Annotated in this window: 19 protein-coding genes; 13 read left to right on the top strand and 6 right to left on the bottom strand. The window is 45.9% G+C overall.

Going from position 1 to position 22,793, the window contains the following annotated elements:
- Positions 1–8 precede the first annotated feature (8 nt).
- The 8 genes from ICL80_RS12700 to dmpG are packed head-to-tail and all read left to right on the top strand — an operon-like array spanning position 9 to position 8,039.
- Entirely contained in the window at positions 9–1,379 is a 1,371-nt protein-coding gene (locus tag ICL80_RS12700) for an aromatic ring-hydroxylating oxygenase subunit alpha (protein WP_194212847.1), read from the top strand.
- Positions 1,366–1,914 (top strand): 3-phenylpropionate/cinnamic acid dioxygenase subunit beta, encoded by a 549-nt coding sequence (locus tag ICL80_RS12695; protein WP_228073506.1) that lies wholly within the window; start codon positions 1,366–1,368, stop codon positions 1,912–1,914. The genes ICL80_RS12700 and ICL80_RS12695 overlap by 14 nt, the downstream gene beginning before the upstream one ends.
- An 11-nt stretch (positions 1,915–1,925) precedes the next feature.
- Positions 1,926–2,744, top strand: coding sequence for a 3-(cis-5,6-dihydroxycyclohexa-1,3-dien-1-yl)propanoate dehydrogenase (hcaB, locus tag ICL80_RS12690; RefSeq protein ID WP_194212838.1), 819 nt, complete (start codon positions 1,926–1,928; stop codon positions 2,742–2,744).
- Positions 2,745–2,753: 9 nt separating this feature from the next.
- Positions 2,754–3,758, top strand: a complete 1,005-nt coding sequence (locus ICL80_RS12685; protein ID WP_194212836.1) for an NAD(P)H-dependent flavin oxidoreductase — start codon at positions 2,754–2,756, stop codon at positions 3,756–3,758.
- 13 nt (positions 3,759–3,771) lie between these two features.
- Complete coding sequence (locus ICL80_RS12680; RefSeq protein WP_194212834.1) at positions 3,772–5,298, top strand: class I adenylate-forming enzyme family protein; 1,527 nt, start codon at positions 3,772–3,774, stop codon at positions 5,296–5,298.
- Positions 5,291–6,064, top strand: coding sequence for a 2-keto-4-pentenoate hydratase (locus ICL80_RS12675; protein ID WP_194212832.1), 774 nt, complete (start codon positions 5,291–5,293; stop codon positions 6,062–6,064). Before ICL80_RS12680 ends, ICL80_RS12675 begins: the two co-directional genes overlap by 8 nt.
- Before the next feature lie 6 nt (positions 6,065–6,070).
- Positions 6,071–7,012 carry an acetaldehyde dehydrogenase (acetylating) gene (locus tag ICL80_RS12670; protein ID WP_380082431.1) on the top strand — a complete coding sequence of 314 codons (942 nt, stop codon included), beginning with the start codon at positions 6,071–6,073 and terminating at the stop codon, positions 7,010–7,012.
- A gap of 10 nt (positions 7,013–7,022) precedes the next feature.
- On the top strand, positions 7,023–8,039 hold the full coding sequence (dmpG, locus tag ICL80_RS12665) for a 4-hydroxy-2-oxovalerate aldolase (protein WP_194212817.1): 1,017 nt from the start codon (positions 7,023–7,025) through the stop codon (positions 8,037–8,039).
- On the opposite strand, the gene ICL80_RS12660 is transcribed toward dmpG, so the two are convergent.
- Entirely contained in the window at positions 8,036–8,611 is a 576-nt protein-coding gene (locus tag ICL80_RS12660) for a TetR/AcrR family transcriptional regulator (protein WP_194212815.1), read from the bottom strand. The genes dmpG and ICL80_RS12660 overlap by 4 nt on opposite strands.
- 285 nt (positions 8,612–8,896) lie before the next feature.
- On the opposite strand from ICL80_RS12660, the gene ICL80_RS12655 reads away from it, so the two are divergent.
- The 4 genes from ICL80_RS12655 (at position 8,897) to ICL80_RS12640 (ending at position 15,731) form a co-directional block, all read left to right on the top strand.
- A complete protein-coding gene (locus tag ICL80_RS12655) occupies positions 8,897–9,733 on the top strand; it encodes an alpha/beta fold hydrolase (protein ID WP_194212813.1) in 837 nt (278 codons plus the stop codon).
- Positions 9,734–10,000: 267 nt separating this feature from the next.
- Entirely contained in the window at positions 10,001–11,296 is a 1,296-nt protein-coding gene (locus tag ICL80_RS12650; protein ID WP_194212811.1) for an alpha/beta hydrolase family protein, read from the top strand.
- Positions 11,297–11,463: 167 nt separating this feature from the next.
- On the top strand, positions 11,464–13,764 hold the full coding sequence (locus ICL80_RS12645; protein WP_194212809.1) for a TonB-dependent receptor: 2,301 nt from the start codon (positions 11,464–11,466) through the stop codon (positions 13,762–13,764).
- An 89-nt stretch (positions 13,765–13,853) separates the two neighbouring features.
- Positions 13,854–15,731: a serine hydrolase domain-containing protein gene (locus ICL80_RS12640; protein ID WP_194212807.1), complete on the top strand. Its 1,878-nt coding sequence runs from the start codon at positions 13,854–13,856 to the stop codon at positions 15,729–15,731.
- A 45-nt stretch (positions 15,732–15,776) separates the two neighbouring features.
- Here ICL80_RS12640 and ICL80_RS12635 read toward each other — a convergent pair whose 3' ends face one another.
- The 5 genes from ICL80_RS12635 to ICL80_RS12615 all read right to left on the bottom strand — a co-directional run bounded on the left by ICL80_RS12635 (position 15,777) and on the right by ICL80_RS12615 (position 21,896).
- Positions 15,777–16,859: a YkvI family membrane protein gene (locus ICL80_RS12635; protein ID WP_194212805.1), complete on the bottom strand. Its 1,083-nt coding sequence runs from the start codon at positions 16,857–16,859 to the stop codon at positions 15,777–15,779.
- Between the two features lie 43 nt (positions 16,860–16,902).
- Entirely contained in the window at positions 16,903–17,523 is a 621-nt protein-coding gene (locus tag ICL80_RS12630; protein ID WP_194212803.1) for an MSMEG_1061 family FMN-dependent PPOX-type flavoprotein, read from the bottom strand.
- A 17-nt stretch (positions 17,524–17,540) separates the two neighbouring features.
- Positions 17,541–19,115, bottom strand: coding sequence for an N-acyl-D-amino-acid deacylase family protein (locus ICL80_RS12625; protein ID WP_194212801.1), 1,575 nt, complete (start codon positions 19,113–19,115; stop codon positions 17,541–17,543).
- A 146-nt stretch (positions 19,116–19,261) separates the two neighbouring features.
- On the bottom strand, positions 19,262–20,383 hold the full coding sequence (locus ICL80_RS12620; RefSeq protein WP_194212799.1) for a helix-turn-helix domain-containing protein: 1,122 nt from the start codon (positions 20,381–20,383) through the stop codon (positions 19,262–19,264).
- 76 nt (positions 20,384–20,459) lie between these two features.
- Entirely contained in the window at positions 20,460–21,896 is a 1,437-nt protein-coding gene (locus ICL80_RS12615; protein ID WP_194212797.1) for an amidase family protein, read from the bottom strand.
- Between the two features lie 220 nt (positions 21,897–22,116).
- On the opposite strand from ICL80_RS12615, the gene ICL80_RS12610 reads away from it, so the two are divergent.
- Positions 22,117–22,695: a helix-turn-helix domain-containing protein gene (locus ICL80_RS12610; protein ID WP_228073504.1), complete on the top strand. Its 579-nt coding sequence runs from the start codon at positions 22,117–22,119 to the stop codon at positions 22,693–22,695.
- Positions 22,696–22,793 lie beyond the last annotated feature (98 nt).

Below are 22,793 nucleotides of genomic sequence, written 5' to 3'. Positions count from 1 at the left end.
ATATAGCGATGGATGACAGCAAACAGTGGCAAGCCCAGTATGCAAAGGCCGTGAATAATCAGCACCTGAAAGGTTTGATTGATGTAGATACGGGTGCTGTTGATCGCCGTATTTTCTGGGATAGAAGCATTTACGAAACTGAACTAGAGCAGATATTTGCGCGGTGCTGGTTGTTTTTGGCCCATGAAAGCCAGATCCCCAATAAGGGTGATTTTGTTACCACCTATATGGGGGAAGATCAGGTTATTGTTATTCGGCAGTTGGATGGCAGTATCAAGGCGTTTTTAAACAGCTGCCCGCACCGGGGCAATAGGGTGACATTTGCGGGGCAGGGCACGGCACGCGGGTTTATTTGCAATTATCACGGCTGGGCTTTCGGTACAGACGGTAGCCTGAAAGGAATGCCGCAAGCTAAATTATATGCAAATACACCGGGTTTTAAAAAATGTAACCACGGCCTGATGCAAGTAGCGCAGCTTGATACCTATAAGGGCCTTGTCTTTGCAACGTTTGATACTGAAGCCCCTTCCTTGCGGGATTATTTAGGCCATTTTGCATGGTATATGGATGTGCTGCTGGATAATGATGAAGGCGGTACGGAATTTTTGCCGGGCTGTGTGAAATCTGTGATGAAAGCAAACTGGAAGTTTGCTGCCGATAATTTTGCGGGTGACATTTATCATGCAGAATGGACCCACGATAGCGGTGCGCAAGCTATCGCGAACGCCCCGGTAAAGCTCGCTCGTCAAGATCAGGCTATTCATGCTTCTTCAAACGGGCATGGTATTGAAACCAGCCTTGATAAATTTGGTAACACCAGAACGCTGGGTGAGCCGGTGATAGAGGATTATCTTCGCAGCCGGTGGGATATTTTTGAGGCACGGTTAGGTGCTGAACGTGCGCGCATGATTGGTGCTATTTCATCCGCAACTGTATTCCCAAATTTTTCATTTTTACCGGGGCAAAACACATTCCGTGTTTGGCAACCCAAAGGCCCAGATAAAATAGAACTTTATAGCTGGACACTGGTGAATAAAAACATGCCAGCAGAGGTTAAAGAAGCGTACCGCCGTGGCAGTATGATGACATTCTCCCCGGCCGGTGTGTTTGAAATGGATGACGGCGAAAACTGGGAATTTTCAACCCGCGCCAATGCTGGGGTGATTACTCGGAAGCAAAAGCTTTGTTACAGTATGGGGTTAGGGTCAGAACTTGCGGATACTGATTTTCCGGGCATTATCCACCGAGGCTCATTGAATGATGCCAATCAGCGGCTTTTTTATCAGCGCTGGCAAGATTTAATGACCACCGGCAACTGGCATGACCTGCCGGACAGAAGCGCCCGCCAGCAAAGGGAGGTGGGCAATGATGATCGCTGATATAACGACGGTGGATGCCACACGGCAGAAAGTTGTGCCGAGCTTGCATCATACCCTTGAGCAATTTTTATATGCAGAAGCCCGGCTTCTGGACAGCGAAGCCTATGACGCTTGGTTTGCTTTGGTAACAGAGGATATTCATTACTGGATGCCGTCTATGGAAAACCGCTACCGGGATGACCGCGAAGGCGTTTTTCATGAAAGCCGGATGGCTTTTTTTGATGATTATCATAAAGATCTTGCCCGTCGAGTGAAACGCTTTGGTGTGCCAACCGCATGGACAGAAAACCCACGCGTGCGGCACCTTCACACGATTAGCAATGTTGAGGCATTCCACACAAAAAAAGCCAACGAATATGAAGTACATTCGGTTTTTGTAAATTACCGCAACAGCCGCGAAACAGACACCGAAACCATCTTTGGGCGCCGGCAAGATATTCTGCGTGAAGTAAGCGGAAGCCTTAAAATTGCTCGCCGCACCATTCTGGTTGCACAGAATGTGTTGTTGGCCAAAAACATCAACACATTTTTTTAAGGGGATCAGGCATGGGGTGTCTTGAAAATTATGTGGTGGTGGTAACAGGGGGCGGAACAGGCATTGGCCTTGCGGTTGTTGATAAATACTTGACTGAAGGGGCGCAAGTGGTTGTGCTGCAACGCGGCCAAAAGGGTATAGATGCGCTTCGCAGGTCATACGGTGACAGCGTACCTGTTGTGCAAGGGGATGTAACCAATTACCGCGATAATGAACGTGTGGTGCAAGCAGCCCTTGATCACTTTGGCAAACTGGATGTGTTTGTCGCCAATGCGGGTGTTTATGATTTTTTCAAGCCGTTTGAGGATATGCCAGCAAGCGAGCTTGAAAAGACTTACAATTATATTTTCGATATCAATGTTAAAGGCAACTTATACGGTGCCCATGCGGCAGCAAGCGCCTTGAGGGCTAGTAAGGGTAGCCTGATATTTTCTGCTTCCAGCAGTAGCTTTTATGCGGGCGGGGGTGGTGCCGTTTATGTGGCATCGAAGCATGCCCTTGTAGGCCTTGTAAAACAATTGGCCTTTGAATTGGCACCCGATGTGCGGGTAAATGCTGTGGCCCCCGGCGGTACGAACACGCCCCTCGGCGGTGTGCCGGACAGTGAAGGTAACACCCAGCGCCTTGATGCAGTACCCGGTTTTGCAGACATGGTAGCCAAAACCGTGCCACTTGGTTTCTTATCTGAACCGCACCACCACACGGCTATTTACACGCTTTTGGCTTGCCGCGAACAGTCTGGGTTTATGACCGGTGCCATTATCCCCAGTGACGGCGGGCTTGTAGTGCGCGGCGGTGGTCGCCGACGCCCCAAAAATAGTGCAGAGTAAGGACACACAATGACAGATGCAGCTTACATTGAGCAAAAGCTTTCCGCGATGAAAGCACGGATGAGGCTTCCACTTATTGTAGCTCCCATGTTTTTGGTTTCAACACCGCTTATGGTTACTGAAGCCTGCCGGGCGGGCATTATGGGAGCGTTTCCTGCCCCGAATGCGCGCACGGTGAATGATTTGAAGAATTGGTTAGAGACCATAAAAACCACGCTTACGGCTGCAGAGCAGGCAGGGGAGAAGCCAGCGCCGTGGGCGATGAATATGGTAACCCACAGCAGTTATAGTCGTATGGATGATGAACTGGCGTTAATTGCTGAATATCAGCCAGATATGATTATCACGGCTTTAGGCGGGCCACAGAAAGTAGTGGCGCCAGTGCATGATTATGGCGGGCTGGTTTTTGCAGATGTGAACAGCCCTAAATATGCTCGCAAAGCGGTTGATGCAGGAGCGGACGGCCTTATCCTTATATGCAGTGGTGCTGGCGGACATACAGGCAGTTATTCCCATTTTGCGTTTATAGAGGAAGTAAGATCTTTCTTTGATGGGCCGGTCATTCTGTCTGGGGCGATTGCTAATGCCCGTGCCATTCGGGCGGTAGAAATACTAGGTGCGGACTTTGCCTATATGGGGTCAACCTTTATCGCGACACCTGAAAGCATGGTGGTGGATGACTACCGCGATATGGTGGTGCGATGCAAGATGGAAGGGTTAACACAATCAAAAGCAATTACTGGCGCACTCGGTAATTGGATGAATGAAAGCCTTGAAAAAGCAGGTTTATCACCGGAAGACATGACCCAAGCCGCAAGAATAGATTTCTCTGGCACAATAGCAGACCAGAAAAGCTGGAAAAACATTTGGAGTGCTGGTCAGGCTATTGGGCAAGTTACAAAGGTGCAGCCAGTTAGGGAAATCATTCAGCAACTTATCTCCGATTATGAGGCAGTGTTAACGGCTGAAAAGCAAATGCTCGATATACGGCAAAACCGCATTAAAGCTTTTTAAACAGGAGCATACCATGCCACATGCAAAGCCCTTATTTGTGAACCCGGTTGAAATGCTATTAGCTGCGGCAGATACGCACAGTACTAGAATAGCTTTTGTTGAAGGGGATAGGCAGATCAGTTACCGTGATTTTGTGGCGGGTGCGATTGTTATTTCAGATATAATTCACTGGCAGGCGGAGGGAGCTATGAAAGTAGCTGTTGCTTTACCTAACTCTGCTTTGTTTGTGGCCGCTGTGTTTGGGGGCTGGTTCGAGGGCTGTAAAGTTTCTGTGCATAATGTGTTGCAGCCACCGCCTGCGTTGGTTAGCCAGATGAACATGGTTATGCCGGATGTTATCCTAACAACCACTGACTATGTCGACAAGTTTAGCGCCCTTGAGAGCACTATACGCTTGGTTATTTTAGAGCAGACGGTTTTTCAAAATAACAGAAAGTATCAGCTTGGCTTCAACCCTGCAAAGATTAGAGAGGCGACTGATACATCGCTTTTTCTCTTTACTGGGGGGACAACAGGCAAGGCAAAAGCTGTTGAGCACACGTTTAAAAGTGTGATGGCCTCGGTTATTGGGATGGAGCATGCATGGCCCACAAATACAGGGCAAGAAACATGGCTTAGTATATCACCTATGTTTCATGTGTACGGTTTTTTATTTTGTGCATTATGCCCAATATATTCCAGAGCCACAAACGTAATGGGATACCCTTTTCAGACAGATAGCTCTATCGCGGCGATGAAAAGCCATCAGGTCACAGTTCTGTCTGGTGGTCCACCTGCCGTTTATGCAGCCTTACTTGCAAATGAACAGTTCAATAGAAATGCCTATAAGGCTTTACGTATTTGTGGTGGTGGCGGTGCGCCTTTCTCTGAAGCTTTACTCCATATGTGGCTCAGTATAACCGGTGTTCCAATTACGGAAGCCTACGGTATGACAGAAATGGCGCCGATTACCTCAAATGGGCCGGATGACGGCAATGTACCGGGGAGTGTGGGTAAAGCAGGTGCGGGAGTCAAAATAGAAATTAGGCATCATGATACACGCAGTGTTCTTGCTGCAGGGGAAATTGGGGATGTGTATGTCTCTGGCGAACAGTGCATGGTGGCATATTACAATAATTCAGCGGAAACTAATGCTGTATTATCAAATGGTTGGCTTGAAACTGGGGATGTAGGCTACGTTAATGCAGAAGGTTATTTATTTTTAACGGGCCGCACGAAAGAAATGATCAATGTATCCGGCTATAAGGTGTATCCCCGTGAAATTGATGATTTGCTGCTTGCACTACCAGAAATTAAAGAGGCATGTACTCTCGGTATTCCAGATGAAAGAACTGGTGAGGCAGTGGTTTCATGTTTGACTTGTGAAACTGATATTTCTGAGGAAAAGGTCCGGGCATTTTGTGCAGAGAGATTAGCCGCTTATAAAATCCCTAAGTATATTTTTGTAGTAGATACCATTCCGAAAACACCAGCAAATAAGCAAGACAGGCTCTCTCTTGCAAAAATGTTGGCTGCTAAAAAGGCTTTTAAAAATGGATAATATACAAGCTGCGGCAACTGTTGTTTTAGAGGCAAGAAGGGCTGGCCGCCCAATTCCTCAAATCAGTGTAAGTCATAAAATCGTATCGTTGGAAGACGGGTATAATGTTCAAAAGCTTGTAAAAAGCCAGTATGTTGCGGATGGTCGCATCATTTCTGGTCATAAAATTGGTCTCACCTCGAAAGCCGTGCAAACTCAGCTTGGGGTTGGGGTGCCGGATTTTGGTACACTTTATGAGGACATGGCCTATGAATCAGGAAGCTATGTGCCCGCTAGCCGATTAATGCAGCCGAAAGCAGAGGCTGAAATCGCTTTTGTACTGGCAAAAGACATCAACCAGCAAATGGCTATGGATGATTTGCCAAGCTTTATAAGCCATGCTTGTGCTGCAATTGAAATTGTAGATAGTGCGATTGAAGGGTGGAAGCTTTCTATCGGAGATACTATTGGGGATAATGCTTCTTGCGGCCTCTATGTGCTTGGTAATGACCGAGTAAAACTTCCCAATGCTGATTTGGCGGGCTGTATAATGTCGATGTCTGTGGACGGCAAAACTGTATCGACTGGTAAAGGATCAGACTGTTTAGGGCATCCCTTAAACGCTGTGCTTTGGTTGATAGAGGCGTTAACCACACGAGGTGAAAGCCTGAAAGCTGGGGATATAATTCTGTCTGGCGCCCTTGGGCCTATGCACTCCCTTAAAAAAGGTGATCACGTGTTGGCGAGTATTAGTGGTTTCTTGCCTGTTGGCTTCACTCTTGTTTAAGGAAAACTGAACGTGGCAAAAATTAAGTGCGCTATCATTGGCTCAGGAAACATTGGTACTGACCTGATGATAAAAATACTGAGATCAGATGGCCCGCTTGAAATCGTCGCTCTTGTTGGGATTGATGCCACATCAGAAGGTTTGGCGAGAGCTTCTCGTATGGGAGTTCATACTGTCGATACAGGTTTTGATGGCTTGGTTGCCTACCCGGTTTTTAAAGAGATTGGTATTGTTTTTGATGCCACATCTGCGGGCGCACATCAATATCATGATAGTCTTTGTCGCCATTACGGGAAAACAATGATTGATCTAACACCCGCTGCAATTGGGCCTTATACTGTACCGGTTGTGAATATGGCAGCGAACCTAAAAGAGCCAAATGTTAATATGGTGACATGTGGTGGGCAGGCAACAATTCCAATTGTTGCGGCTGTGAGCAGCGTTTCCCATGTTTATTATGCCGAAATTGTTGCCTCTATCGCATCAAAGTCAGCGGGACCTGGCACCAGAGCAAATATTGATGAGTTTACGGAAACAACAGCACGGGCGATTGAACAGGTGGGGGGGGCCGATCGGGGTAAAGCTATTATTGTTCTTAATCCGGCAGAGCCACCGCTTTTAATGCGGGATACAGTGTTAACTCTGTCTAAGAGTGCTGATGAAACGGTTATTGAAACCTCTATCGAGGCAATGGTGCAGCGGGTGCAAGAGTATGTGCCGGGTTACCGCCTAAAACAAAAGGTTCAGTTTGAACATTTTAGGTCTAATAATCCGCTTACAATTCCGGGCTTTGGTACTTTTGAAGGCCTAAAAACCTTAGTTTTTCTCGAGGTTGAAGGGGCAGCTCACTATTTGCCTGCGTATGCTGGTAACCTTGATATTATGACATCTGCAGCACTGGGCACCGCGACACAGATTGCAACATTGATGCTAAAAGCAGCAGCATAGAGGGAATCCAATGCAGAAGAAGCTTTATATACAAGACGTCACGCTGCGTGATGGCATGCATGCAATTCGTCATAACTATAGCATTGATCACGTTAAAAAGATTGCTAAAGCACTGGATGCTGCTGGAGTAGATGCTATTGAAGTGGCTCACGGCGACGGCCTTAGTGGTTCTAGCTTCAATTATGGTTTTGGTAGCCATACGGATTGTGAATGGCTGGAAGCAGCTGCTGAGGTTATAGAAAAGGCGGTTCTTACAACCTTGTTGTTGCCGGGAATTGGGACCATCCATGATCTAAAGCAGGCATACAGCCTCGGCGTGCGATCTGTTCGTATTGCCACACACTGTACGGAAGCTGATGTTGCCCGGCAGCATATAGAAACAGCCAGATCCTTGGGAATGGACACAATTGGTTTTTTAATGATGAGCCATATGTCTGCCCCCGATGTTTTGGCGCAGCAAGCTAAACTCATGGAAAGTTACGGTGCAACAACAATATATGTTGTGGATAGCGGCGGCGCACAGAATATGGATGATATTGCCGCGCGCCTGCAAGCTTTTGATAAAGTTTTGAAACCTGAGATAGAACGCGGCATCCATGCCCATCATAACCTTTCGCTGGGCGTGGCAAATTCGATTGTTGCAGTACAGAATGGCGCTGTTCGTGTTGATGCCAGCCTTACCGGCATGGGCGCGGGAGCAGGTAATGCGCCCCTTGAAGTATTTATCGCAGCGGCTGACCGGTTAGGGTGGCAGCATGGCTGCGATTTATTTGCCTTAATGGATGCAGCAGAAGAACTTGTTCGCCCCCTGCAGGACAGGCCTGTAAGAGTTGATAGAGAAACCTTAAGCCTTGGTTATGCCGGCGTGTATTCCAGTTTCTTGCGTCATGCAGAAAAGGTGGCACAAACATACGGCCTTGATGTTAGAGAAATTCTCGTCGAACTAGGTGCCAGAAAGATGGTGGGCGGGCAAGAGGATATGATTGTGGATGTGGCGCTCGATTTACTGAAAGCTAAAGAAGCCTAAATAGTTACAAGTTTTTGCCACAGATTTCTTGCGCTTGCTTTTCTGACATCAGTTGAATGAATACTGGTGGAAAGGAGAGATTCACCCAAAAGATAAGCGAGTGCCATATTAGCTCGCACTGTGGCTTCTTCTTCGGCAAACTCAAGATCAAGAAATAGTCTTTTGGTATAGTCAAATCGTACCCGGTCAACATCAATAATAGTTTGAAGGGCAAGGGCATCGCGTCTGGCCCAACTACGGATCGCTAGTTCTGTTTCCCAGCCCAATTTTTCTGGTGCCGTTCGTGAGGGTAGCTCTAGCAAATCGAGCAAGCGCTGTTTTGGGTCACGTGATGAGGTGTTGATGCGGGTAATGATGCCAAATGTGGTATTGGCCATCCACATATCCAGCATCTTTTTAAGTAGCTCACCCCGGTTTTGGAAATGGTGATAAAAACTGCCTTTGGTCACGCCGAAATTGCGTGCGAGAACATCAATCGAGACGCCTTCAATGTTAGATTTTGCAAGCAGGCGAAGGGCTGAATGCACCCATGTTTCCTCGTCTAGTTTTGGGATCTTTTTTTTAGCGGTCACCTTGGTTCCCATACCTTTTATTACCTGCATATAAGCTAGAGTATTGTCGATTTTAAAATCTAGCAAAGAAATACTGTGTGGCCTAGTATTTAATCTGAAAAGTATGTTCTTTTACAGTGTGTTAATCCATAAATTTAATGCGGCACGCAAAATGGTTAAGTTTATCAACCTTTATGCAAAGCTGTAGTTTTGCATAGCTGTAACCTTATCCGTTATGGTGGGTTATTTCTGGAAGGGCACAATATGCGCAGGGTTTTTAAAATAGGGCTATTTATAGTAGTCCTGATGGTTGAGTCATTATCTACCCATGCTGCAGAACCTGATGATGTTTTTGTAAATGTGCTCGGCGGGAAACTCCATTTCAAGGTTTATAAAGGCAATGAAAAGGTTGTGCTGCTTGAATCTGGGGCAGGCTTTGGTGCCGAAGAATGGGATACGTATGCACCTGACCTTGCTGCAGCAACGGGTGCTACTGTCATAAGCTATGACAGGGAAGGTAAAGGCGAAAGTGATGGCTTAGACACTGACTACGATGTGCATAATGAAATGGTGCGCTTACACGGCGGCCTTTATGCGCTTGGGTATTCTGAAAACCTGTATCTGGTGGGGCATTCTTACGGTGGGTATCTGATTCAGCTATATTCCAACATATACCCAGGTGATGTGAAAGGGCTTGTTTATGTGGATGTGGTTACCACTAAAGGTATAGACGCGTTTGGCGCTGGTGAATTGCAGAGCAGGGTGCTGAAACGCAACGATGTAGCCGAGCCTGATAAAAAGCAGCTTAGCAACCTACGTATGGGGCATGGTTATGTTAGAACCCACGAAATAATGCGGCAATACCCTGTTGTTTGCGGTGTTCCTGTTGCTGTTATAACGGCAGGTAAGGTCTCAAGCGGCTTGGATAGTGCAATTGTCGCTGGTTGGCAGGAAGGACACAGTGCGCTTGTTGAGCATAGCAACGGTAAGCATTTGTTTGCAGAGAAGAGTGGCCATATGGTGCCGTGGGATCAGCCGGACATAATAACAGAAGCGGTGCAATATGCTTTGGATGCAGGTGCTGATGCTAATGCAGTTCTTGGTGAACATGGTAAGCGGTGTAGCATGGGTGAAAGTGAATGATGGAGTAAAGTAATGCCATTTTCAGATATTCTTATAATTTTAGGGTTGTTATCAGCTTTATTTGCTTTTTTGTTCTGGCCGCACAAAAAGCCTTTTGTGTGGGGTTTTTTTTCACTTTCTGTGATAGGGGCTGCTATATCGCTGTATCACCTGCATTGGCAGGCGGTTCTTGGTGCTTGTTTACTGTTTGTTTTTATGCTGGTTTTCAGCTTTGTTAAAGATAAACCCACTTCAGTGTTATCAAGGAACCTAATGTTAGGGGGTGGTTTGATTTGTACTTTTTGTGCTGTTTTACCATTCTATTTTTTCCCAATTTTTTCTTTGCCAGAACCAACCGGTAGCTATGCCGTCGGTATGCAGGAATATGAGTTGGTTGATGAAAGCCGCAAGGGTGTTTTAGGGGAAGATAAGGATACGGCGCGGCGCATAAAAGTAAGGATTTGGTACCCAGCAAAAACTGTGGCTGGTTTGGATAAAAGCCTCTACTGGAGCCGGGCACAGGGGCTTTATCAAGGGGTTAGTCTGGCAAAGAATTTTGGTGAGCCAGCGTTTATATATATGCATTTGTCTTCAGTTGGAACAAACAGTTATGAGGCTGCACCTATAGCAACAACTGATAAACCGTTCCCTTTTGTCGTATTTAGCCATGGATTTTGGAGTTATCTGTCACAAAATACGGCACTTATGGAGCAACTTGCAAGCCATGGCTATGTTGTTGCTAGTATGTCTCATATAGGCGATTCATCTACAGTATTGTTCTCTGATGGAACGAAGGCGGTACCGTATTTTGAGGCGACAGATGATGAAACTGCTGGGGCCAAGGACGATGCCTTGGTAGGCGCGCTGACTGCCTTCATGGGGTCAGATACACACGGTGCGCGTGTTGCGGCCATTCCTGCCTTAGAGAAAGTAGTTAAAGAGCACCGGCTTTACGAAAGTTTTGAAGCATGGCGTGATGACATGCTGTTTGTAACCAGTTCGCTGCGGGAGAATAAAGTGCCCGCCCGGATTGTTGCCATTTCTGAGCATACAGATTTTTCAAAAATAGGCGCTGTTGGCATGTCATTTGGTGGCACAATGGCAGCTACATTTTGCCATATCGAGGACACCTGCGTTGCAGCGGTTAACCTTGATGGTGAAAACTTTGACTTCAGTCTTTATGATCAGGAAATAAATGCCGCCTTACTGATGGTGCTCACAGACCAGCCGTTTAATTCATTTCAGGTCAAGGATAAAAGCTTTAATCCAACAGATTATGCTTATGAAAAATATGCGACAATGGGGCAAAGAGCAGATATTTATAGAATGCATTTACGGGGCATGAGACATTTGGGGTTGATGGACTTGCACTTGCTTGCGCGCTCACCGTTTAGGGCAAGTGTATATGGCGGCATTGGTAGGGAAAAAGGCATTGCTGCCATTAATGAGGCGACACTTGAGTTCTTTGATAAGCACTTGCGTGCGCAGCAATCCGCATTCCCCACTGATGTATACGCGGCGTATCCAGAAATGGTAGAACATGACCCATCGGGAGTAGCGCGCTGGTGGGCAGATAATCAGTAGAGGTATTTTTTAACGCTGCTGGATTATGGGGCCAGACGTTTTTATCAAATTTGAATCCGGTTAGGCAAAGAGCGTTTCCTCCTTAAGCGATACGAAAGGTGTCACTGGGGTAAAAATAATTGAGTATGGCCAAGGCTGGCCGTCATTCATATTTGGAGGAAATGAGAATGAAAAGTTCATACAAACTATGTTCTTTTAAACGTGGCTTGTTGGCATCGAGCATGTTGGCTGCGGGGCTAACAGTGCCTGCCGGTGCGGCAGAGGCTGAAAAGGATACATCGTTCACACTGGAGGAAATTCTTGTAACGGCTCAAAAGCGTACTGAATCGTTACAGGATGTACCAATTAGTATTTCCGCACTAGGTGCAGAAGAACTAGAAGCTATGCGGGTTATGGGTGTTGATGACTATATAACATCTATCCCCAACGCTACGTATATTACAGCCGGTGCTTATTGGGGCCAAAATGTTACGCTTCGAGGCATTAGCGATTTTTCTGGTGGCCGATATGAGGTTATCTCTGTCATGGTTGATGACATGGGTTTTGGTGCCATTAATTCTAACAGTATTTTATCAGCTCAGTTTTGGGATATTGACCGGATCGAGGTGCTGCGTGGGCCGCAAGGTACGTTAAGTGGCCGGAACTCCATGGGTGGGGCGATTAATATTATTACAGCAAAGCCCAGTACCGAAAACTATGAGATGAAAGCAACGCTTGATTACGGGCGGTTTGACACATTTCTTGGCAAGTTGACTGTAAACGTACCTGTGAGTGACACTGTAGCTGTTCGGGCCACGGCCTACACAGAACAGGCCGATGGTGCCATTAAAAATATTGGCCCAGCAGGTGGATCATCCTCAAAAGATAACTATGGGGGACGAGCGGCTGTTAGGTGGACACCAAACGATCGCCTTACTCTTGATGCATCGATTGCCTATGAACAGCAGGACAGAGGTTCAGAGCCTTTTATCCTGCGATCGTTCTTTGACGAAGACTTTCAGGAAGCTCAGGTAACAGCACTTGAATCATGGGGCGGTGTTTATCTCGATGATGTCGACTTTTATGCAGATGTTGGCAATAATGGCGGCAAGGTAAAACGCGATGTTTATGAATATACAAAGATAACAGACTGGATTGCTTCTTTTGAAGCTGCTTACGAATTTGATAATCATACAATCCAGCTTCTATACGGCCATTTCAGCTATGAAATTGATTATCAGGAAGATTATGACCAGACAGAGTATAGCTGGTGGAAAACAACCCGTAACAGGGAAGTGAAAACCGATACGGCAGAATTTAGGATCTCTTCAGATTATGAAGGTGCTTTTAACTGGGTTGCTGGTGCAAGCTATCTTAAGGAAACTCAGGATAATGACCAGATAGACTGGATAGGTATATGGGCCACACAAGGTGGTACACCGCGCTATGCTGGTGAAGGTGGTTATACACCAGCTTATAGAGGCCTGAGCAATGATAATATGAAGAGTATTGGTTTTTTTGCTAATGCTTTTTGGGATATTTCTTCGTCATTGCACCTTTCAGCAGGGGCGCGGTACAGCATCGAAACAACACAGTTTGGCAGCAAGTTTAATTTTGATACTGCTAACCTGAACCCAGACTTTGTTAGCCCGATTACGGACGCAGACCTGCGACCTGAGGCTAAAATTAAAAAGTTTTCACCGCGTATTGCCTTAAACTATGATCTTACTGAAAATGCGACTGTATATGCGCAGTTCTCGACAGGCTACCGGGCTGGATATGGTAATGATGCCCAGTCTGTTAGTGTTGGGGCACCAGAAAAGGTTCTGCCAGAAAAGCTCATAAACTATGAGCTCGGTTACAAGGCACAGCTTTTGGATAACCGCGTAAATGTGGCTGCTGCGGTGTTCTTGATGGACTACACATCCTTACAGGTAGAAGAGTTGCTTGATCCAGCCCTTAACCCATTTCCGTTCAATATTTACTATGATATTAACGCTGGTAAAGCGCAGTCTAAAGGCTTTGAGCTTGAAGCTGAGGCATTGGTTACCCGTGAATTGGTGCTTGATGCAAGTATTGGTTACACGAAAGCAACCATTAAAGAAGTGACGCTTGATAGTGTAGATTACACGGATGTGGGCATGCCAAATGTTCGCCCATGGACGGTAAGCCTTTCTGCAACTTACACAAAACCGATCAAGGACGATATTGAAGGCATTATCAAGCTTGATTATCAGTATCAGGATAGTCTGCAATGGCGCGGTGTATTGCCAGATCCTCGTTTTTATGTTGATGCATATAACACAGTAGATTTAAGTATAGGCCTGCAAACTGATAGCTGGACAGTAACGGCGTATTTCGAAAATGTGTTGAATGAAAAATATCATTCAGCAGTTGGTTGGGAAACGGTTGGTTTCCGGGGACCGCTGCTTTACACGGAGCCGCGCATGTTTGGTATTCGTCTGACCTATAAGATGGGTGGTCAGTAACATTTGTTAATAAACCTGCCATGTGCCGGCTTTCCCAATGTTTAATCTGAGGGAAGGCCGGCTTTTTTGTTTAGATGAAGGATACTTGCATGCAACCTATTAAGCATCTTACCCTATTCTTTGCCGTCATATGTTGCAGTGTGGTTCAGGCCGTTGAACCAAAAGAAACGGACAATCAAGCAGAGCTTGAAGCATTTGTTGATGGCTGGGTGCATGAAAATATGAACCCTCAGGAAGTAGCGGGTGTGATGGTCTCTATTGTTCAAAATGGCAATATCCTGTTGGAAAAAGGATATGGTTATGCGGATATAGAAAAACACACATCGGTTGATCCGGTACATAGCCTTTTCAGGGTTGGTTCCATTTCAAAGTTATTTACATATACGGCGGCAATGCAGCTTGTTGAAACAGGTAGGCTTGATCTGCATGCTGATATAAATACCTACCTTACAGATATGAAGATAGCCGAAGAATATGGAAAGCCGATAACAGCGACACACTTAATGACACACCGCGCAGGCTTTGAAGATACTGTTTTGGGTATCGATTTTATAGGTGGCGATGTGCCTGTGCCATCTCCAACAGAATACCTTACCCGATACGTAGAAAAGCGCGTAGCGCCACCAGGACTTAGGACGTCGTATTCCAATTACGGCGTTTCCCTTCTTGGTCATGTGGTAGAAGAAATAGCTCATACACCATATTCTGATTATATTGAGCAGCACATTCTGCAGCCGCTTGGCATAGAGCACTCTTCCTTCAGGGAACCGGGTCGTGGCACTGCCATGCCAAACCGACTGGTACCGTTTGTAGCGAAAGGTTATGCCTACAGGGATGGGAAGCTGATTGAAATACCAAGTGAGCATATATACCCTGCTGCTGCACCTGCAGGTGCACTCTATACAAGCGCGCATGACATGGCCCTTTTTATGAATATGTATTTAAATGCAGGAAGTGCCTTAGGGGACGATGGCAATAGTGTTAGGCTTCTTGCACCTGAAACAGTCTTGGAAATGCAAACACGTAATTATGCGGATCGTATGGGTGGTGCAGATATAGCGCATGGATTTTTCAATAGTACCATAAAAGGCTATAATGCTTATTCCCACGGTGGCGCAATGGCCGGGTTTTTATCGCATCTTGTTTTAGTGCCTGAAAAGAAACTGGGCATTTTTATTTCTGTCAATTCAGCAGATCATGCTCCTGCCCAATTTCCTGCCGCGGTTATCGGGTATATGCTGCCAGAACAAAACACTGTTTACGGCAGTTATAAAGCTCATGGTGATGCAGCACTTAGTGATTTCACAGGGCTTTACCTGACAGACAGGCGGCCTTATTCAACCCTTGCTAAGCTTATGGCGCTAGGGGTTGGCGAAACGACCGTCACTGCCGAAAAAAGTGACACGCTTGGCCTTGGGGGCAGGCAGTGGCAGCAAATAGCGCCTTTGCAGTTCGCGGCGAATGATAACCCAGATGATGTTATTGTATTTCAGCGTGGAGAAAACGACAAAATTGTACGTTACCATGATACACGTGGCATGGCACATGACCGTATTGGTTATTTGCAATCCACCAACTTCTTTTATGCGGGTATGATTTTAGCAGGCATTGGATCATGTGCACTGCTTGTTTACAGCTGCTTTAACAGGCAGCGTTTCGATGCAAATAAAGTAGTGCACGTGGTGCCCGCCATTGTAGTTTTAGTGTTTCTAGGGCTGTTTTATGCTGGCACCCAGGAGGTTTTGTCCTTGGGGCCGTTCATTTTGTATCAATGGCCGCCTTTGGCGCTCACAATGGCGGTGATATGTAGTTATGCTCTGACTTTTCTTGCAGTGCCCATGGCAGCAGTTAGTGTTCGCACTCTTTTATCAACTGATTATGGCCTTCTAAACAAAACCATTTCTGTCATTTATTTTTCATTGATATGCTGGTTGCTTGCAGGCATGTGGGTCTGGAATTTTTTGTAAGGCAGGTAAGGTGAAAAAAAAGCCCCAATATTGGGGCTTTTTTATTTACTTTGGTTTTATGATTTTCCAAACGCCAATGGTCATGAGTGGCAGAACAAAGATCGCCAAGAAATAATAGGTGCTATACCTAAAGCCTTTTGCCACAAGGTCAATGATGCCTATAGATGTTGCAAGGTAGGTTGATATAATAAGCAAGCCAAAAGCAAGGGCAGGGCGTAGTATTTTGGGCATATCCTTGCCGTTCTCTTCAAACTTTTTGGCAACACGTTCGTTTGCACCGTGGAGCAGGCCAACACCCGTTTGTATCAGCATGCCAATAATGGCAATATGAATGATAACTTTGAGAACTGGCGTATCCATATCTGCAAAAACGGCTGAGATTGGCACTGGCACACTTAGCACCTGTGGATAAAGTGCACTAAGCATCAGAAAAAGTGCAAGCCCTGGTATCATGATAATAGGACCAGCAAGTGCACCAGCGGTAAAGGCTTCCTGCCGGGTTGTAAAATGGCGTGCCACAAAAATAAGGATTGGTAGAACGGCAATATTATAGCCGGTATATGTTAGGGATGACCAGAGCACATCAAAACCAATAGGTTCTGGTTTTATAAGGGTGGTAATATCGCTACCAAAATGCTGGATTGCAATAATAAACAGAACAGCATAGGCGATGTAAAAAACTATAGACCAAGCGGACATAACCCTTTCAAGCCACTTACTGTTTAAATATACAAGGCCCACGATCACTGACATAAAAAAGACGGCAGTGGCAATGCGCGGTGCATTCAAAACATCAGCCGCCATTTCAACAGAAGCTGCGGCGACCACAGAAAGTGTTATTGTCATGGTAGCGAAATACCCGATTTCAAACAAAAACCATGCTGGGCCCATATAGGTGCGGCAGAAGCTTCTATAATCAAAAGTTTGGGTTTGGCGCGAGAGTTCAAAAGCAACCATTGAACACAGGCTGAAAATAACGATGGTTAACAAAAGTGCAATCAGTCCACCAAAAGGCCCAACAGATAGAAAAAACTCTGTTATTTCCCTACCTGTTGCATACGATCCACCAATAAGCACAGATTGAATAACAAGTCCCGGAACCAGATACCGTTCAAAAAAATTCTTCATATATCCTACCCTGATATTGTTTTATGTTTTGGATTATTGGCTTTTAGTAAAGCCTATCCCGCAACATGGTTTCATTGTTTTCCTCGATAGCTTCTTCACTTGCCTCTATTTTGGTAAATTCTTTGACCATTTTTGCGAGGGAAGGCAGATCTTTAGACTTCATATGGCTGCTTTCACGCCATAATTTACTGCGCATAACAGCTTTGCCGCAGTGCAGGTATATCTGGTTAATCGAGATACGAATGGCAGTGATTGGTTCTTTGCCATCACGCGCCATCGCGGCAAGAAGTTTTGGATTAGTGGTTACTTCAGCAGCGCCATTCGCGCGAAAGAAGAAGTTTAGGCCCTGAAATAGAAATAATAGGCCTACATGGCCATTTCTAATAATGTTTCTGATGGTTTCAATTTTGTTATTGCCGCGCCAGTCTGGTATGGCAATTGTTTTGCTATCAATTACGTGAATAAAGCCGGCTTCGCCGCCGCGCGGCGATACATCAAACATGTTGTCGGCAGCAGACCCAATGCATACAAAGCTGGCGTTTTGAATGTAGTTAACATGAAACTCGTGCAGGGATGTTTTGATGCCGGCAATAATATCAGCATCTGGTGGTGCGTAAATTTTGTTTAGATCGTCCTCTGATCGAATAACGTAAGGGTCAGTCATAATGCTAAACTTTCAACTTAAGGTACACTCACGGGAGAGGGCTTTATAATCTGCCCTGGGCTGGCTCCTGTACTTTTGCCATTTTTATAAACAAGCGTGCCATTTACCCACACATTTTCAATACCTTTTGAAAGTGCTTTAGGCTCGAGTACTGTAGCCATATCTGCCACGGTCGTCGGGTTCAAAAGTACGAGATCAGCTGCATACCCGGGCTTTATCAGCCCGCGCTTTTCAAGGCCAAGGTGCTCGGCTGTCATACCAGACATTTTGTGAATGGCACTTTCCAGCGAGAGTGATTTTTTTTCACGCACATAATGGCCTAAAACACGCGTGAAAGTACCGTACCCACGGGGGTGGCCACCATCAAGGCCATCAGAGCATATATTGCTGTGTGCCCACTTTAGGAAGCTCTCAACATCATCTTCACTCATGCTGGTACCAATGATGGATTCTACGTGCTCTGCATCAGGGTTGCTTTTTTCATAGGCCAATACTTGTCCCATAAGGTTCATGTAGGTTGTAACCGGGTCGGTGCCTTTCGTGTGCGCTATGTCGGCTATTGTTAGCCCTTCAAGGGTTGGGTCAGGCATGAATCGCTGGACAATGACGCCTGATGGGGAAAGCGTTTCTTTGAAATGCATGGAAATGGGTTCTGGGTCTGTATAATTCTTATTTGGGAACAGGATACGCATGGTGGTTTGCCAATAGGTGTAAGGGTAAATATCGGCTGTAATATCAATGCCTTCTGCTCTCGCACTATCTAGCAGTCTAATATAGTCGTTTGCTGTGCCCCATAGCTTTTTAGTGCCAACCTTGATATGCGATACTTGAACAGGGCCGTGTGTTTCACGCCCGATTTCAATCACTTCATTGATCGCATCAGCCATATCTGTATTTTCATTGCGGATATGGCTGATATAGCGGCCTCCCATAGCTGCGTTAGCTTTGGCAAGTGATAGAAGCTCGGCCCGGTCAGAAAACACGCCGGTTTCGTAGCCTAGTCCGGATGATAGCCCAAAAGAGCCATTTTTTATATCGGTTTCAAGCATGGAAACCATGTCGTGCACTTCATCTGGTGTTGCAGGGCGGCGTATGTCGGTTGCAGGCATAACGGCTGACCTTAGGCTATTGTGGCCAGTATAAGATCCGACATTTACCGCAACAGGATTATTTTCTAATGAGTTATAAAATTTCGATAACGGGATTTGAGAAAAGCCATCTTGCCCTACAATGATTGTTGTAACACCTTGGTTAGTTACAGCGATCATACTAGGTGTTTCAAACATACCGCGATCATGGTGGCTATGAGAATCTATAAAGCCGGGAGCCAGCACAAGGCCGTTACCGTTGAGAACCTTTTCTTTTGTTCCAGCAGTGAGGTTGCCAACGGAAACAATCTTGGCTCCTGAAATACGGACAGACGCTTTATGGGCATCTGCACCTGTACCATCAACTAGTACAATATTACTGATCAGCCATGTATCGTTTTCGGGGGATGCACTACAGGCACTTATAAGAAAGAATGCACCCAATCCAAGTCGTGAGAAAAGGGTTTTAATAGGCAGGTCTCTAAAGGACAGCTTCTTATACATCGGGTACTCCGTAATTCCAGCACACAGAGGGTAGCTAACGTGCCTATAAATTACTGTGGCAAAAAGCTATGGGGGTGTCTTTGCCTTTTGGTAAAGACTTTTGCATAAGAGGCATGATGTTGTGACCGGAGGTGGTAAACTGCCCTTTAATAGCCAGCCTTTCGCTTTCTCGAATAAGACATGGACTGTAGGGCAATACGGCGCATGTTGGCAGGCGATGTACCGAAAGCTGCTTTAAAGGCCCGTGTGAAACTCGCGGGGTGTTCATATCCGGTTTCCAAGGCTATTTCGATCATGGGCATATTGCTATTGCGAACCAGCTCAAGGGCATATTCCATTCGCAGGTTATCCCGTATTCTGGCAACAGTGTTGCCAAACACCAGCTTGAAGCCTAGCTGTAATTTTTGGCGCGTCATGCCCACGGCATAGGCGATCTCAGGGATATTGGCCGGCTCATCAAGCCCGTGTTTTAAATACCGCATGGCGCGGTATATTTTTTTATAGTCGTCTTCTGTGAAAACAACATCGCTGATTTGGTCATCAACTTCATTAAACAGGGTAAAGAGTATATGGCATGCCAGTTCCTGAGATTTTGATCTAAGGAATGCTTTTCTAAAGCCGCCAGTGAAGGGGCACTCAATGAGCTGGCGTGCGGCTAGATAAGCTGTTGGTGTTAACATAACATTGGTGTGCGGCAGAGGCGCGCCTGTATCTACAAAGCTGCGAATGTCTTTGGGCATATCGTCGGCAGCAAGGCCAAGCGTATTGTATAGCTCGCTTCTGTTAAGAAACACGCTAACCCATTGTAGTTTACATCCCGGCTTGTAAACTGTTTTAAATTCTGTGCCTGCAGCCATACCGTAATATGTGCAGTAACCATCAGATAATTCGCCAATTGTACCATAGTTATCAAGCACTTCTACGCCAGCGTTAATAACCGCTGATAAAACAAGGTGGTCATCAGAGACATGCCGCCTAGGAATTGTGGTTGTTGCAACCATGTCAACAATAGAGAGATAGAGGCCATTACCTAATGCATAAAACTCCCAGCCGCCACTGGCTATGGTTTCGTCATAATCTTCCCGAAACCCAAGGCCTTCGCCAAAGGACCTGGTCCAGCCCTGATCAGTTTTGATGGCCTTTGATGTCTCTGTGCGAGTCTCTATCAGAGACTTTAGCATGTCATCCATGTTGCGAATTTTGCAAGATGACCAATTCTCAATAGGCGGCACTTCTTTTGCCATTGCACTCCCTGCGCGTGTGAGCATAGTTGCTGTTTCTCCCTGTTATATTACCATAAATAGATACCTGAATAAACCTATTGAAATTTGTATCGATGTGTCCTTATGAAAGCAGTGATGCAACACTGCTTTGGGGCCATTTATCACGCCATGGCATTGCCTGTTCTAATTGTAGTGAGAGCTCAAGCAATAGTTTTTCACTGCCTTGCCGCCCGGAAAATAACGATCCGATAGGGGCAAAATTATCGGCCATAAACAACGGAAGTGAAATGGACGGCGCGCCAGTTAGATTATGTAACGGCGTGTAGGAAACATACTCAAACATTTCTATAAGAAGTTCAGGAAATGGCCGCAGTGGCCCAAGCCTGTCAAGCTCGACGGGAGGTTCTTTCAATACAGGGCTTAGGATAACATCCCACTCATCGAAGAATGTGTCGTATTCTATATTGGCAAGCCCGGCGGCTGTGAAGAATTGCTCTAGCTTTAAAGGGCTAAGACTTTCGGCCCATTTTGCAAGATCAAGTGTCCATGGTTCTAGGTTTTCTTCGATGGCACCTTTTTTAAGGTTTGCGGTGCAACTAGCAACAATATCATGAGCCTGATATGCCCATATTGTTCTGAAGGCGTCATAAACTGCGGGACCGTTTACCGGAGCTGTTACATATTCAACTTTATGACCTAATGATGCGCAGAGGTCAGCTGTGCGCCTAATGACAGTCTCAACGGCAGGATGAGGTGCCTCGCCCAGAAGGTTATTCATGATAACTGCAATTTTGAGAGGGCGTTCTAACGGGTTAGGCATACCACCAATGCTTGTTGGATGGCACAGGTCAACACCCCATGATGTGTCACGTACAGTACGTGACAGAAGGGAATCAGCCACGAGATAATCATCAATAAGAGTTTGACCGCGTGGACGAAGATTAGCGCCTCTGCCAGGCTTCATCCCAACAACGCCGCAACAAGAGGCTGGAATACGAATAGAGCCCCCGCCGTCGGCTGCATGTGCAAGGGGTACTATACCAGCCGCAACGGCTGCGGCAGCGCCGCCACTGGAGCCACCGGTCGAATACCCAAGCGACCAAGGGTTGTGTACTGGGCCATAAAGAGTGGGTTCTGTAGTGGGTAGAAGGCCAAACTCTGTTGCGTTTGATTTGCCGATAGGAATAAGGCCAGCTTGATCAAGCTTGTTTGTATAAGGATACGACTTTGCAGTATAGGGGTGATTTACCCGAAATTTGGACCCAACATGGGCCGGCATATCAGGATAATCGAGTCCGTCTTTTAGGAGGTATGGCACGCCAGACATTGGGCTATGGTCATCACTTATATGAAAAGCTCTGGCTGTGGCATCGTCATATGCTTTATAGCTTATACTATTAAGTTCGGGGTCCAGCGCTTCTGCTCTGGTGATCGAGGCTTCAACCAGCTCCAGAGCCGTTATATCACCACACCGAAGAAGAGCAGCTTGATCATGGGCATCGAGCATTCCCAGTTTAAGGGCATCATTTTTGGTAATACTGGGGCGGCTAGCTTTCATAAATAATCCTGCAATCACTATAGTCATGTTAAATTTTACTAGGTCCAGCCATACAGGATTAAAATATTGGCTTCTTATGATTTAAGGCTTAGCCCTTAGCATTTTGATCAGACACCTTGCTTTTTGCAGAAATAATACGTCGCCCATAGTCACTGCTGGAAATTTCTTGCGTTTTTATCGTCGTTGTCCGATATATTGAAATATGCAAGAGAAAAAGCCAGTGCTAACGAAACGTAAACATACAGGCGCCCCTGAACTAGGGCCGCGCTTAAAAAGCCTGCGCCTTGAACGTAAGTTAACACTTGATCTGCTTGCATCTAAAACCAATATCTCAAAATCTATGTTGTCTCAAATCGAGCGAGGTGAAACAAACCCTACATTTGCTATTGTGTGGACGTTAACGCAGGCATTAAGGGTCGACCTGACGGATTTGATTGGCGGTAACCGGGTAGATAGTAATAACGATGCTATTGAACTATTACCTGCTCACTATACGCCGGCTATAACCAGCAAGGATGGGCTTTGTATACTTAGAATACTTAGTCCTATTGGTCTCGCCAGTCATACTGAGTGGTATGATATGGTAGCACAGACCGGTGGGATGCTTGCCAGTGAACCCCATAGTGCAGGTTCCATGGAACACTTTACCTGTGTATCAGGCCGGTTTCTAATAAAAAGCGGTGAGAGTGAGCAGCATTTGAAAGAAGGGGATACCGTGAGGTACGCTGCAGATGTTCCCCATGCTATTATTAACGACGGTAAAACAGAGAGCCGTGGCTTTTTGTTAGTCCTCACCTGATTTCATTGCGTTTGTTCTATTATGTTCGGATTTAATGTTTGCTCTTTACATTTTCCGATATAGTGGATATTTGTTTTTTATATTGAAATAACGAGGTG

The organism is Kordiimonas pumila, from assembly GCF_015240255.1.
GTDB lineage: Bacteria > Pseudomonadota > Alphaproteobacteria > Sphingomonadales > Kordiimonadaceae > Kordiimonas > Kordiimonas pumila.
This window is presented reverse-complemented; position numbering and strand designations above follow the sequence as displayed.